Source organism: Actinomadura macra NBRC 14102 (assembly GCF_001552215.1).
Classification (GTDB): domain Bacteria; phylum Actinomycetota; class Actinomycetes; order Streptosporangiales; family Streptosporangiaceae; genus Spirillospora; species Spirillospora macra.
Genome location: NZ_BCQT01000009.1, coordinates 59,482 through 72,341 on the forward strand (window position 1 = coordinate 59,482; position 12,860 = coordinate 72,341).

Genomic DNA, 12,860 nt, shown 5'->3' on the forward strand with positions numbered 1-12,860 from the left:
TTTGCTCATATGAGCAGTGCTTCATATGTGACCCCCGCCGAAGCGTGCGCCGTCCGCGTGGTCGACGCCCAGAAGGTCGCCGTCGTCTCGGCCTCGCTGCCGGACGCCGAGACGATCACCGAGTTGGCCCAGGTGTTCGGGCTGCTGTCCGACCCGGGGCGGCTGCGGGTGATCACCGCGCTGCTCGAGGGCGGCGAGATGTGCGTCTGCGACATCGCCGCGTCCTGCCGGACCTCGGAGTCTGCGGTCTCGCACGCGCTGCGCCTGCTGCGCGCCAACCGCGTCGTCCGGGTCCGCCGAGCCGGACGGATAGCCTACTACCGGCTGGACGACTCCCACGTCCGGCTGCTGCTCGACCTCGCCCTCGCCCATGTCGGGCATAGGGAGGAGGAGACATGACCTGGCAGGACGATCCTGCGACGAACGGACAGGGCCATGACCAGGGCCATGGGCACGGGCATGGGCATGGGCATGGCCACGGCGTCTCGGCCGACGCCGACCGCCGCTACCTGGGCGGCGCGCTCGCACTGATCCTGGTCTACATGATCGGCGAGGTCGTGATCGGCCTCCTCGCCCAGTCGCTGGCGCTCATCTCCGACGCCGCGCACATGATGACCGACGCGTTCGCCATCGCGCTGGCGCTGGTCGCGATGCGGATCGCGGCGCGTCCCCCGAAGGGCGGCTACACCTACGGCCTGCGCCGGTCGGAGATCCTTTCGGCGCAGCTCAACGGGCTGACGCTGATCCTGCTCGCGGTCTTCTTCGTCTACGAGGGCGTGCAGCGGCTGATCGACCCGCCGAACGTCGAGGGCCATCTGGTGTTCTGGACGTCCCTCGCCGGGATCGTGGTGAACGTGGCGGCGACGTGGCTGATCAGCAAGGCGAACCGGGCCAGCCTCAACGTCGAGGGGGCCTTCCAGCACATCCTGAACGACCTGTACGCGTTCATCTCCACGGCCATCGCCGGGCTCGTGGTGTGGACGACCGGCTTCGCCCGCGCCGATGCGCTCGCCTCGCTGGTGGTGGCCGCGCTGATGCTCAAGGCCGGGTACGGGCTGCTGCGGGACGCGGGCCGGGTGCTGATGGAGGCCGCGCCCGCCGGCATCGACCCGTCCGAGCTCGGTGGCCGGCTGGCCCGGCGGCCGTGCGTGGAGGAGGTCCACGACCTGCACGTGTGGGAGGTCAGCTCCGGCTACCCCGCGCTGTCGGCGCACGTGCTCGTGGACGCCAAGGGCGACTGCCACGCCGTACGGCGTGATCTGCAACAGCTGCTGCGCAGCTCGTACGGGATCACGCACACGACACTGGAAGTCGATCACATCGACGAGGCCGCCTCGTCCAACGGCGGGCACGGCCACTGCGAGAACCCGCACGGCCCCCGCCACGTGTCCGGTGAGGCGCCCCACGAGCACGTGGGCCAGGCCTCCTGCGAACACTGAGCACGGGTTGCGCTCACGCACCGTCCTTCTGGGACCCGCCTGCCGGGATTCACCAACCGAAGAGGGCGGCCGCGGAGTCGTGACAGACGGCCCGAAGCCAGTCATCGCCCAGTTCCAGCGCGACCAGTGACTCCGACTGGTAGGCCACCGCGCACCGAGCAGCGGGCCGGCCTCGTCGAAGCACTCCCGCACCGCGCTCATCAGCCGCGGCGGCATGAAATGGACGTGCACGTCGATCAGGCCCGGCAGCCCGAGCGCCTGCCAGAAGGCCGGGACGGCCGCATCGGAACGGGCTCCAGCACGCCCCAGACCCTAGACGATCAAAGACCCGTTCCCCGCGCCGGGTAGTGTGGCGCGGGTGCGGAGCAAGGCGGAGCTGGAGGCGGCGATCGGGGCCGGCGGCCGCGCCGTCCTGGTGATCAATTCCCGCTCCCGCAGGGGCCGCCGCCTGTACGGGACGGCGCGGCGGCTGCTGCGCGAGGCGGGGCTTGAGTTCGTCCACGTCTTCCCGGTGACCGAACCGGGGCGGCTGCGCGAGCTGTTCGCCGACGTCCTCGCCCTCGAACCCGACCTGGTCGTCGTCGGCGGCGGGGACGGGACGGTCGCCGAGGCGGTCGGCCACCTGGCGCACCGCGACGTCGCGCTCGGCGTGCTGCCGCTCGGCACCACCAACAACTTCGCGCGAAGCCTTGAGCTGCCGCTCGACCTGCCGGGCGCCGTCCGCACGCTCGCCGTCGCGGACCCGGACGGCGGCAAGGTCGCCGACGTGGACGTCGGCTGGTTCGCCAGCACCGGCGACCCGCAGGACGGGGGGCCGGGCGGCGACCGCGAGCACATCTTCGCCAACATGATCAGTATCGGGCTGTCGGTGGAGGTCGCCGGGAACGTCCCGCACGCGCTCAAGCGCGTCGTCGGCCGCCCCGCGTACGCGCTGACGGCGGCGCGGTTGCTGCCCCGGCACGAGGCGTTCACCGCGCGCATCACGATCGATGGCGAGACCCGCGAAGTGATGACGCACCAGCTCAACGTCGCCAACGGCGCGCACCACAGCGGGCAGCGCATCGCCCGCGACGCCAGCCCCGACGACCGGCTCCTCGCCGTCTACCGGCTGGGCGACGAGCGGCGGCTGCGGCTGGCGTCGGCCACGGCCCGGCACGTGCTGACCGGGCCGTGGCGGTCGCTGGACGAGGACGCCTTCCTCACGACCGCGCATGTGGAGATCGAGACCGACCGTCCGCTGCGGGTGGACGTGGACGGCGAGGTCCGCGGCCGCACACCGGTGACGATCCGGCTGCGCGGCAACGCCCTGCGCGTGATCGTCCCGCGGAGCTTCGAGGACACCTGAGCTGCTCGCCGCCCGGCTCCGCGGCCCTCGTTAGAGCACGCCGCGGGCCGCGAGCAGTTCCTTCAGCCGATCGTGCGGGAGTGCCGGGGAGCGGTGCCCGTCCCGTCCGACCATGGTCTCGGCGCCGAGCAGGACGTTCAGCACGGCCTCCTCGACCGCCTGGACGACCGCCTCGTAGAACGGGTCGATCAGGTTCCACGGGACGAACCGGAGGGTGTCGTAGCCCCCCTCCCCCGCCGGGAAGCCGCCGCTGATCGCGCCCGGGTTGGCGGTGGAGAACGCCATGAAGATGTCGCCGGACGAGTGCTGCCCGTAGGTGCCCGTCCGGGCGAGGCCCATCGGGACACGGCGGGCGAGGGCGGTGCACTGGCCGGGCAGCAGCGGCGCGTCCGTGCCGACGACCACGATGACCGAGCCCGCGCCGGACAGCCCGAGCCAGTCGGTGTCCCGCATCGGGTTGTCGTCGGCCATGTCCGCGCCGACGGGCACCCCGCACACCGTGAGCTGCTCGCGGCCACCGAAGTTGGCCTGGACGAACGCGCCGACCGTGTAGGTGTCCGGTCCGTGTTCCACGATCCGCGACGACGTGCCGCTGCCGCCCTTGTAGCCGTAGCAGTTCATGCCCGTCCCGCCGCCGACCGAGCCCTCCCGGACCGGGCCGCCGCGCGCCGCGTCGATCGCCGCGATGGCGTGCTCGGGCCGGACGTGGTCGCCGTGGATGTCGTTGAGGTAGCCGTCCCAGGTCTCGGCGACGACGGGCAGCATCCACTCGCGGGCGGACGGGCGCTCGCGCAGCGCCCACTCGATCGCGCCGCGGTGGCATGGCCCGACCGCGTGCGTGTTGGTGATCAGCATCGGCAGGGTCAGCGCACCGGTCTCGGCGATCCAGTGCGATCCGGTCATCTCGCCGTTGCCGTTCAGCGCGTGGATCCCGGCGGCGCACGGGTCGGTGAAGCCGGACCGGCCGCGCGGCAGCAGCGCGGTGACACCGGTGCGGACCGGGCCGCCGCTCGCGGTCAGCGGCCCGTCCCCGGAGATCAGCGTGGTGTAGCCGACCTCCACCCCCGGGACGTCGGTGATCGCGTTGTGCGGGCCGGGAGCGCCGGGCAGCGGCAGGCCGAACAGGCGGGCGCGGGTCATGTGTTCCCTTCCAGGTCGTGAAGTGCGCAACCGGTGGCATCGGCGGCGGAGGCGAGCAGCAGGTGTGCGGCCCGTGCGGTGTCGAGGGTGGGCACCGCCATGACGATGTGCAGCCCGTACCCGTCCTCCAGCGCGACCAGGTTGCGGGCGATCGTGGTGGCGTCGCGGGTCAGCGTGAACGCGCCGGTGGCCACGCCGGTCTCCAGGATCCCGGCGTAGATGCCGACCTGCCGCTCGTACAGGCGGATGTGCTCGGCGGCGTACGAGGGCTCCCGGCGGGCGATGGTGCCGAGTTCGTACAGCAGCACGCACAGCTCGTCGCCCGGGCCGGAGGGCAGACCGCTGCGGATCATCGCCGTCAGCCTGCGCCGCGGGTCGGGTTCGCGGCGCACCGCCTCCTCCCGCCCGGAGCAGAACCGGTCGACGGCCTCGCGCTGCACCTCCCGCAGCAGGTCGATCAGGGTCGGAAAGTAGTACAGGACGGACCCGGACGACATCTCGGCCTGCTCGGCGACGTCACGCAACCGCAGATCGAGCACGCCGCGCTCGATCACCGCGCGGCGGGCGGCGGCGACGAGGGCGGCGCGCCGCTCATGAGCCTTGCTTGGTCGTGCCATGCCGACATTCTCCGAAGATCTTTCAGACAATTCAAGTCAGGGGTGGGAGCAGATAAGCCGAGACCAAGATGTTACACCGGCAATCCTTGACCAGGTGACCGGGTGTTCTTTGATACTCATTCAAAGAATTCTTCTCTCAGGAGGAGGTGCCCCATGGCCGCCCCCGAAGTCCGTCCCCCGGTCGCCGCCGACCGGCCGCTCGCGCTGCATCGCGGCCTGCGCACGGTCGGCGCGCTGCTCATCGTCCTGTCGGCGGTGACGCCCGCGTCCTCGGTCTTCATCATCGCGCCGGGGGTGATCTCGCAAGCGGGCACTGGAGCGTTCCTGAGCTTCGCCGCCGCGGGCGTCGTCGGCATCTTCATGGCGTTCGTGTACGCCGAACTGTCGTCGGCCTACCCGCTGACCGGCGGCGAGTACGCGATCGTCGGCCGGACGCTCGGCCGGCTGCCCGGCTTCGTCGTGCTGGGCCTGATCCTCATCACCCAGCTGCTGATCCTCGCGGTGATCGCGCTCGGTGTCGGCACCTACCTCAGCGTCCTCATCGACGGCCTGAACGGCCCCGTCGTCGCGGCCGTCACGGTGGCCGCCGCGACCGTGATCGCGATCTTCGACATCAAGGTCAACGCGGTGGTCACCGGGATCTTCCTGGCGATCGAGATGATCGCCCTGGTCGTGCTGTCCGCGCTCGGGTTCCTGCACGTCGAGCGACCCTTCACCGACCTGATCACGAACCCGGTCGTGGCCGGTGAGGGCTCCGGCGTGACCGCCGCGTCCGCCGGGCTGATCGCCGCCGCGACCGCCGTCGCGATCTTCTCCTACAACGGCTACGGCTCGGCCGTGTACTTCGGCGAGGAGACCCACAACGCGCAGAAGGCCATCGCCCGGACGATCCTGTGGGCCCTCGGCATCACGGTGGCCGCGGAGCTGATCCCGATCACCGCCGTCCTGCTCGGGTCCCCCGACCTGGACACGCTGCTGCACTCCGAGAACATGCTGGAGTACTTCATCACCGAGCGCGGCGGCGACACCCTCAACACGGTGATCAGCCTCGCCATCGCGCTCGCCATCCTCAACGCGGTCATCGCGATCATGCTACTCACCGCCCGGCTGATCTTCAGTTCGGGCCGGGACGGCACCTGGTCACCGAAGATCGACGGCGCGCTCACCGCGCTCCACCCGCGCTTCGGCACGCCCTGGATCGCGACGATCCTCACCGGCGTGCTCAGCGCCGGCGCGTGCTTCCTGGACGAGAAGTTCCTCCTCGTCGTCACCGGGACGTCCCTGGTCGTCGTGTACGGAGCGCTCTGCCTCGCGGTGATCGCGGGGCGCCGGAACGGGAGCACCGCCCACGCCGGCTACCGGATGCCCTTCTTCCCGGTCGCGCCGGTCGCCGCGCTCGCCGCGCTCGTCTACGTCATCTACCAGAACGCCAAGGACACGGAGGTCGGCCGTCCCAGCCTGTACGTCACCCTCGCCGTGATCGTCGTCTCCACGGCCTACTTCGCGCTCGTGCTGCGCCGCCGCGGCGGCTGGCACCTCAAGGGTGCCGCCGACGAGGAGTGACCGGAGCGTCCGCGGCGGGTCGTCGTCGTGCGAGGGCGGACGGCGACCCGCCGCGGGTCACCGCGGGTCCCCGGCCATGGTGTAGGCGCCGGACTCCAGTCGCTCGATCAGGCCGCGGGTCCAGGCCGCGGCGGACTCGGCGGAGTGGACCCACCAGCCGAGCAGTTCACGAAGGTGGTCGCCGGCGTCCTGCTCGTCCAGGTGCGGGGCGACGGACCCGCGCCACTCCGCCAGACCGTCCAGCCGCTCGCGCAGCAGCCGGACGGCCTCCTCGCGGGTCAGCTCGGTGAGGAACCCGAGACCGGCCATCAGCATCTCGGGGTGCCGGACGTCCACCGTGGCGAGCGCGCACCGCAGCAGCCGGAGGAACTCCTCCCGGCCGGCCTCGGTGATCTCGTAGTCGGTGTGCGGCGGTCCGGCGTCGCTCTCCTCCACGTCGTGGGCGCGCAGCAGGCCCTCCTTGGCGAGCTGCTTCAGGGCGTGGTAGATCGAGCCGGGGTTCACGTGGGCCCACTCGTCGGAGCCCCATGAGATCAGCTCGCGCCGCACCTCGTACCCGTGCGCCCGCCCGAACCGCCGAACCCCGCCGAGGACCAGCAGCCGCGTCGTCGACATCCTTCCCCCGTTCCCCGGACGCGCTCACCTGACCGCGTCCGGGGATCAGGCTAGAGCGTCCCGGCGGGCGCGGGCCCCCCACCCCGTCCGATCACGGCCGGTTTCGTAGCACGGACAGGTCCTCGGCGGTCAGCCGCAGGTCGGCCGCGGCGAGGTTCTCCTCCAGGTGCGCGCGGGAGCCGGTGCCGGGAATCGCCAGGATGACGGGTGACAGCGCGAGCAGCCCGGCGAGGAGGATCTGCGGCACCGTGGCGCCGTGGCGCGCCGCGACGGCCGTGACGCGCTCGTCGTCGGGGATGCCGAAGCCACCGAGGGGGAAGTAGGGCGCGTAGGCGATACCGTCGCGCTCGCAGGCTTTGAGGAGGTCGGTGTCCTCGGGTCGCGTCACGTCGAACCGGTTCTGGACGGCGGCGACCGGGGCGATGGCCTGGGCCTCCTCCAGCTGCGTGAGGCTGACATGGCTGACGCCGAGGTGCCGGATGAGGCCCTCCTCACGGAGCTCCGCCAGGACGGAGAAGCGCTCCGCGATCGACTCGTCCATCGGGGTGTCCAGGCCGCCGGGCCGCAGGTAGACGAGGTCGAGCCGGTCGCGGTCCAGCTCGCGCAGGTTGCGTTCCACCTCGCCGCGCAGGCCCGAGGCCGGGAGCTGGCCGGTGGGATACGGGTCGTCCGGGCCCCGGTACGGCCCGACCTTCGTGGCGATCACCAGGCCGGAGGGATAGGGGTTCAGCGCCGTGCGGATCAGCTCGTTCGCGGCGAGCCCGTGCTGGTGGTAGAACGCGGCGGTGTCGATGTGGTCGACGCCCAGCTCGACGGCGCGGCTGAGGACGCCGAGGACGGTGTCGCGGTCGTGGGCCGGTCCGCCCCGCGTCGAGGCGGGCAGGCGCATCGCGCCGAGGCCCATCCGGGCGACCCGCAGGTCCCCGCCCAGGTCGAAATGCCGTTCTTCGGTGATCTCGGTGGTCATGACCTCACTGTGCCGGGCGGACCGCGAGGGGACGATCGGCTGGCAGCTTGCTGCCATTCCGGCGGTCCGGGCGGGCTGGCAGACTGGGAGGCGATGAGCGTCGACCTCGACCGGAACGTGGTCCTGCGCGGCGAGGTCGAGTTGGCCGAGCGCGCGGGGCATCTGTTCGACGCCCGCGAGGAGTTCGTCTGCGCCGCGCAAGATTTGCGGACCTGGGCGCTGCCGGGCGTCCGCGACGAGATCATCGCCAAGCGCGCGCGCCGGCCCGGCCTGCTCGCCTACAAGCTGCACAACCCGGCGGCGCTCGCCGACGAGGATTCCGAGCGGCGGCTGGTGGAGATCGCCAAGCGCGGCCCGCGCGTCCGGATCTGTGCGACGCCGCTGCCGCACGAGACGATCGTCATCGACCGGCGGATCGCGATCCTCGCGGGCCCGCCGCGGGCCGGGGTCCGCGAGTACACCATCGTCCGGTCGCCGGGCGTGGTGAAGGGCGTGATCTCGCTGTTCTGGGCGACCTGGGAGACGGCCGCCGAGCTCGCCGACTACCGCCGGGACCGGCCGCCCGCGCTGAGCGAGGAGAGCCGGCACATCCTGCGCTTGCTCGGCGGCGGCCTGAAGGACGAGGCCGCCGCGCGGCGGCTCGGGCTGTCGCTGCGCACCTACCGGCGGCGGGTGGCCGAGATCCTCACACTGCTGGACGCCGAGTCGCGGTTCCAGGCGGGCCTGCGGGCGCACGAGCTCGGGCTGCTCGGCTGACCCCGGCGGGCGCCGTCAGCGCACCGAACGCCGCCTCTGCCAGTAGTGCGGTGGCGTCCGGCGCCGCGGCCCGGACCCCTCCCGGCCATCGCGGGTCCGTGGCGATCGAGGCGGTGCCGACGAGCAGTTCCACGTCCCGCACCGCCTCGCTGAAGACGAGCGGCGGGACGGGCAGCGCCCGGCCGCCGGGGGTGGCCGCGTGCCGGTGCCCGTCCGCGTCCTCGAACTCCCAGATCAGGGCCTGCGCGATGTGCCCGGTGACCGGATGGTCACGGTAGTGGCGGCACCAGTCGGCGAAGTCCCACTCCCGTTCGGCCGACATCAGGGTCTCGACACGGGACCGCTCGTCCGCCAGAGGCGGGCTGCCGGAGCTGGTACATGACCGCCGACGGCGCGGTGGTCGACAACTGGCCCGGCTTCGCGTTCGCCTACCGCCGCGCGCCCCGCCGTCCCGACCCCGGCACTTCCGCGTCCAAGGTGCTACCACGCGGTAGTCCGCCGCCCTAGGCTCGATCCCATGCCGACCGCCTTCATCACCGGCGCGACCGCGGGCATCGGCGCCGCGTTCGCCCGCCGCCTCGCCTCAGACGGACTCGACCTCGTCCTGCTCGCCCGCGACGGCGAGCGTCTCGACCGGACGGCCGCCGACCTGCGCGAGAAGTACGCCGTCCAGGCCGAGACGTTGCGCGCCGACCTGTCCACCGAGGAGGGGCTGGCCGCCGCCGAGGAGCGCGTCCGCGCGGGCGTCGACCTGCTCGTCAACAACGCCGGCTTCGGCAACAAGGGCAAGTTCCTGGACGTGCCCGTCTCGGACGAGACGACCATGCTGAAGGTGCACTGCGAGGCCGTCCTGCGCCTCACGCACGCGGCGCTGCCCGGCATGCTGGACCGGGGCCGGGGTGCCGTCATCAACGTCTCGTCGGTGGCGGCGTTCGCGGCGCGCGGCACCTATGGCGCGTCCAAGGCGTGGGTGGTGAGCTTCAGCGAGGGTGTGGCCGCCGACATCGCGGGCCGCTCGCACGGCAGGATCCATGTGATGGCGCTGTGCCCCGGGTTCGTGCACACCGAGTTCCACGACCGCGCCCAGATGGACATGTCGGGCCTGCCGGACTTCATGTGGCTGGAGGACACGGCTGTCGTGGACGCGGCGCTGCGCGACCTGCGGCGCGGTGTGCAGATCAGCGTCCCCGGCGCGCAGTACAAGGCGATCGTGAGCCTCACCCGGCTGCTGCCCCGTGAGTTGGTCGCGCGGTTGAGCTCCAACCGGGGGCGCAAGTACACCTGATCCGGCTCGGCGGACGGGCGGCGAGCCGGAGCCCGAGGGCGGCCGCAGTTCGAGGGCGGCCGCAGTTCGAGGGCGGGTGACGTCCGGGAGCGGATGAAGTTCGCGCGCATGCCACGTCCCCGCCCTGATTCCGGGATGCTTGGGGCATGCGGGTACTGGTGACGGGTGCGTCGGGCTATGTCGGGTATGCAGTCGGGCGGCGTCTCATCGCCGCCGGGCACGAGGTGGACGGGCTGGTCCGGCACCCGGACGCCCGCGTCCCGGACGGGGTGCGCCCCGTCGTCGGTGACCTGCTCGACCCCGGCGGGCTGCCGCGGGGCCCCTACGACGGGGTGTGCCACCTCGCCGCGCTGACGCAGGTCCGCGAGTCGTTCGCCGAACCGCTCCGCTTCTTCACCGTCAACGTGCAGGGGACGGTCAACCTCCTCCAGGCCGTGGGCGGCACCCGGGTCGTGTACGGATCGACGGCCGCCGTGTACGGCACCCCCGAGCGGCAGCCGATCCCGGAGACCGAGGGCACTGCCCCGACCAGCCCGTACGGTGCGTCCAAGCTGGCGGCCGAGCAGGCCGTCCGCTTCCACGCCCGCACGGGCGAGATCGGCGCCGTGGTGCTGCGGACCTTCAACGTCGCGGGCTCGGTGGACGGGCGGCCCGACCCCGACGAGACCCGGCTGATCCCGAAGGCCCTCGCGGTCGCCGCCGGACGCGCCCCCCATCTGGAGATCAACGGCGACGGCGCCGCCGTCCGCGAGTACCTGCACGTGGACGACCTCGCCGCCGCCCACGTCCGCGCGCTGGAGGCCGTCCGCCCCGGTGAGGAGCGCGTCTACAACGTCGGTAGCGGCGCGGGCGCGGCCGTCCACGAGGTCGTCGCCACCGTGCAGGAGGTCACCGGCCGGCAGGTCCCCACCCTGCGCCGCCCGCCGCGTCCCGAGCCGCCGGTGCTGCTCTGCGACGCCGCCGCGATCATCGGCGGGCTCGGCTGGCGGCCGGCCCGCTCGTCCCTACCGGAGATCATCGCGGGCTCGTGGGACGCCCTGACCCGCGCGGACGGCTAAACTCCCCGGCGTGCCCGAGCCGAAGTTCGAAGTCCAGATGCTGCACGACCGTGTCATGATCAAGGTGGAGAAGGACAGCGGCGAGCGCCGCAGCACCGGTGGGATCGTGATCCCCGCGACGGTCGAGCAGGCCGGCCGCCTGGTATGGGGCGAGGTCTGCGGCGTCGGCCACCATGTCCGGATCGTCAAGACGGGCGACCGCGTGCTGTTCCACCCCGGCGACCAGTACGAGGTCGAGATCCAGGGCGAGAACTACCTGGTCATGCGCGAGCGCGACCTGCACGCCATCGCCAGCGAGCGTCCCGAGCACGGCACCGGCCTCTACCTGTAGCCACGACTAGTGACCGGGCCCCGCGTCCGTCCGGCTGCTAGAGCCCGCGGACCGCGGCGATGGTGAACGGCTTCTGCGGGGTGCCCGGTCCCAGGGGACCCCCCTTGTCGAACTGGGAGCGGACGACGTAGAGCGTGTTCCGGCTGCGGGCCAGGGTCGTCGGGAGTTGCAGGCCGGTGTCCGTGACCCGGCGCTCCTGGCCGGCCGTGGCACCGCCGCGCCCGACCCGCCAGCGACTGATCGCGTTGTCGACGTTGTGCACCACCCACAGCCGGCCGTGCTGGAGTTCCAAGCCGTCGGCGTTGCGCATGTCGCCGCCGCGCAGCGCCACCTTGCCAACGACGCCGGAGGCGGTGTCGAGGCGGTAGAGGTCGCCACCGGTCATGTCGACGGTCAGCAGGTAGCGTCCCGCGGGGTCGGCGATGATCCCGTTGAGCGTGAACGCGCCCGGCGCGTGCGCCTCCAGGACGCGGCCGAGGTCGAAGCGCGACTTGAGGGTGATGACCCCTCCCTGCGTCACCTCGCGCGTGGTCACCCGGTAGACGACGGCGCGCAGGCTGTCGGTGAGGTAGGCGCTGCCGTCCGGGGCGATGGCCACGTCGTTGACGAACGTGGCCGCGCCGCCGGGGACGACGAAGCGGGCGAGGAGACGGCGGGTCCGCGTGTCGTACACCGACACACCGGATGAGGAGTCGCACACCCAGAGCCGTCCGGCCCGGTCGACCTTCAGCCCGTTGGCGGTGCGGCGGCCGTCCGCGCCCGCGGGCAGGAACTCCTCGGCCACCCGGTGGCCGGGCGCCCTCCTGTAGACGGTGCCGTCCTCGAAGGACGCGGCGTAGAAGGCGCCGGTGCGGGGGTCGGTGGCGATGCCCTCCGGGTAGACGCGATCTCCGGGGAGCTCGAACGCCGTGCTGATCCGCACCCGGGACGGCGCGGGCGCCGCCGGGACCGGCGCGGCGGACGGCGCGGCGAGGGAGACGGACGCGGGCAGGACGGCCGTGGCGAGGGCGGTGGCCGCCGCCGCGGTGGAGCGGATGAACCGGGACATGACTCTCCATTCGCACTACAAGATTCGTATCGCAAGATCAGAACGCATACGAACACTAGATAGAACTCTAATACTCGTCAACCCTCTTTCGTTCGCAGGCTCGATACCATGCGGGGATGACCTCAATGCCCGTTCCGGAGCGCATCGGCTCCTACCTCAAGCGCGCCGAGCAGGCGCTCAACGGGGCCAAGCAGGCCGCGGTGAGGCCGAGCGGGCTCACGGTTCCGCAGTACGCCGCCCTGCTGCACCTGGCCGACAACCCCGGCATGTCGGCGGCGGCGCTGGCCCGGGCGTGCGCCGTGACCCCGCCGACGATGAACACCGTCCTGAAGAACCTCCAGGAGCGCGGGCTGATCGAGCGGACGCCGCACGAGTGGCACCGCAACATCCTGGAGACCCGCCTCACCTCCGACGGCGAGGCCGCGCTGGCGGACGCCGACGTCCGCGCGGTGCGCGTCGAGCGGGGCCTCGCCGCCGAGTTCACCGAGGACGAGCGCGCCGCGCTGATCGAACTGCTGGGCCGCTGCGTCGACTTCCTCGAAACCGCCCGCCCGGCACGCGGCGGCTGAGCCGCTACCGCCACCGCACGGGCACGCCGGAACGGCCCGAGTCGCCGAGTCGCCGACCAGGAGGCACGGGAGGCAGGCCACAGGAGACCGGCCTCTGGAGACAGGGCACAGAAGGACGCATGGGCAA

16 protein-coding genes are annotated in these 12,860 nt (G+C 72.3%); 10 read left to right on the forward strand and 6 right to left on the reverse strand.

Going from position 1 to position 12,860, the window contains the following annotated elements:
* Window positions 1-9: 9 nt before the first annotated feature.
* From AMA02S_RS14180 to AMA02S_RS14190, 3 genes are all read left to right on the forward strand, one after another.
* Complete coding sequence (locus AMA02S_RS14180) at window positions 10-399, forward strand: ArsR/SmtB family transcription factor (RefSeq protein ID WP_067457707.1); 390 nt, start codon at window positions 10-12, stop codon at window positions 397-399.
* Window positions 396-1,439 (forward strand): cation diffusion facilitator family transporter, encoded by a 1,044-nt coding sequence (locus tag AMA02S_RS14185; protein ID WP_067457711.1) that lies wholly within the window; start codon window positions 396-398, stop codon window positions 1,437-1,439. The genes AMA02S_RS14180 and AMA02S_RS14185 overlap by 4 nt, the downstream gene beginning before the upstream one ends.
* 358 nt (window positions 1,440-1,797) lie before the next feature.
* Complete coding sequence (locus tag AMA02S_RS14190; protein ID WP_067458898.1) at window positions 1,798-2,784, forward strand: diacylglycerol/lipid kinase family protein; 987 nt, start codon at window positions 1,798-1,800, stop codon at window positions 2,782-2,784.
* Window positions 2,785-2,814: 30 nt separating this feature from the next.
* Here the strand turns inward: AMA02S_RS14190 and AMA02S_RS14195 are convergent, their stop codons facing one another.
* Window positions 2,815-3,924 (reverse strand): DmpA family aminopeptidase, encoded by a 1,110-nt coding sequence (locus AMA02S_RS14195; protein WP_067457714.1) that lies wholly within the window; start codon window positions 3,922-3,924, stop codon window positions 2,815-2,817.
* Window positions 3,921-4,541, reverse strand: coding sequence for a TetR/AcrR family transcriptional regulator (locus tag AMA02S_RS14200; RefSeq protein WP_067457717.1), 621 nt, complete (start codon window positions 4,539-4,541; stop codon window positions 3,921-3,923). Before AMA02S_RS14200 ends, AMA02S_RS14195 begins: the two co-directional genes overlap by 4 nt.
* 153 nt (window positions 4,542-4,694) lie before the next feature.
* Here AMA02S_RS14200 and AMA02S_RS14205 point away from each other — a divergent pair, with 153 nt between their 5' ends.
* Window positions 4,695-6,104 carry an APC family permease gene (locus tag AMA02S_RS14205; protein WP_084265136.1) on the forward strand — a complete coding sequence of 470 codons (1,410 nt, stop codon included), beginning with the start codon at window positions 4,695-4,697 and terminating at the stop codon, window positions 6,102-6,104.
* A gap of 57 nt (window positions 6,105-6,161) precedes the next feature.
* Here AMA02S_RS14205 and AMA02S_RS14210 read toward each other — a convergent pair whose 3' ends face one another.
* The gene (locus AMA02S_RS14210) at window positions 6,162-6,719 is read right to left on the reverse strand and encodes a PadR family transcriptional regulator (RefSeq protein ID WP_067457721.1); all 558 of its coding nucleotides are present in this window, start codon (window positions 6,717-6,719) and stop codon (window positions 6,162-6,164) included.
* Between the two features lie 91 nt (window positions 6,720-6,810).
* Window positions 6,811-7,686 carry an aldo/keto reductase gene (locus AMA02S_RS14215; protein ID WP_067458904.1) on the reverse strand — a complete coding sequence of 292 codons (876 nt, stop codon included), beginning with the start codon at window positions 7,684-7,686 and terminating at the stop codon, window positions 6,811-6,813.
* A 93-nt stretch (window positions 7,687-7,779) separates the two neighbouring features.
* Here AMA02S_RS14215 and AMA02S_RS14220 point away from each other — a divergent pair, with 93 nt between their 5' ends.
* Complete coding sequence (locus AMA02S_RS14220; protein ID WP_067457724.1) at window positions 7,780-8,442, forward strand: helix-turn-helix domain-containing protein; 663 nt, start codon at window positions 7,780-7,782, stop codon at window positions 8,440-8,442.
* Here the strand turns inward: AMA02S_RS14220 and AMA02S_RS14225 are convergent.
* Window positions 8,372-8,764, reverse strand: coding sequence for a DUF4132 domain-containing protein (locus tag AMA02S_RS14225; protein ID WP_067457727.1), 393 nt, complete (start codon window positions 8,762-8,764; stop codon window positions 8,372-8,374). The two genes, AMA02S_RS14220 and AMA02S_RS14225, sit on opposite strands and share 71 nt — an antisense overlap.
* 56 nt (window positions 8,765-8,820) lie before the next feature.
* Between AMA02S_RS14225 and AMA02S_RS44680 the strand changes: the two genes are divergently transcribed.
* The 4 genes from AMA02S_RS44680 (at window position 8,821) to AMA02S_RS14240 (ending at window position 11,116) form a co-directional block, all read left to right on the forward strand.
* Complete coding sequence (locus AMA02S_RS44680) at window positions 8,821-8,949, forward strand: hypothetical protein (RefSeq protein ID WP_281181892.1); 129 nt, start codon at window positions 8,821-8,823, stop codon at window positions 8,947-8,949.
* Window positions 8,950-8,959: 10 nt separating this feature from the next.
* Window positions 8,960-9,727, forward strand: coding sequence for an SDR family NAD(P)-dependent oxidoreductase (locus AMA02S_RS14230; protein ID WP_067457730.1), 768 nt, complete (start codon window positions 8,960-8,962; stop codon window positions 9,725-9,727).
* A gap of 146 nt (window positions 9,728-9,873) precedes the next feature.
* Window positions 9,874-10,785, forward strand: a complete 912-nt coding sequence (locus AMA02S_RS14235) for an NAD-dependent epimerase/dehydratase family protein (RefSeq protein ID WP_067457733.1) — start codon at window positions 9,874-9,876, stop codon at window positions 10,783-10,785.
* A 10-nt stretch (window positions 10,786-10,795) separates the two neighbouring features.
* Window positions 10,796-11,116 (forward strand): GroES family chaperonin, encoded by a 321-nt coding sequence (locus AMA02S_RS14240; RefSeq protein WP_067457736.1) that lies wholly within the window; start codon window positions 10,796-10,798, stop codon window positions 11,114-11,116.
* A gap of 37 nt (window positions 11,117-11,153) precedes the next feature.
* Here AMA02S_RS14240 and AMA02S_RS14245 read toward each other — a convergent pair whose 3' ends face one another.
* Window positions 11,154-12,164, reverse strand: a complete 1,011-nt coding sequence (locus AMA02S_RS14245; RefSeq protein WP_067457738.1) for an SMP-30/gluconolactonase/LRE family protein — start codon at window positions 12,162-12,164, stop codon at window positions 11,154-11,156.
* Between the two features lie 116 nt (window positions 12,165-12,280).
* Here AMA02S_RS14245 and AMA02S_RS14250 point away from each other — a divergent pair, with 116 nt between their 5' ends.
* Window positions 12,281-12,733 (forward strand): MarR family winged helix-turn-helix transcriptional regulator, encoded by a 453-nt coding sequence (locus AMA02S_RS14250; RefSeq protein WP_218004963.1) that lies wholly within the window; start codon window positions 12,281-12,283, stop codon window positions 12,731-12,733.
* The last annotated feature ends 127 nt before the right edge of the window (window positions 12,734-12,860 follow it).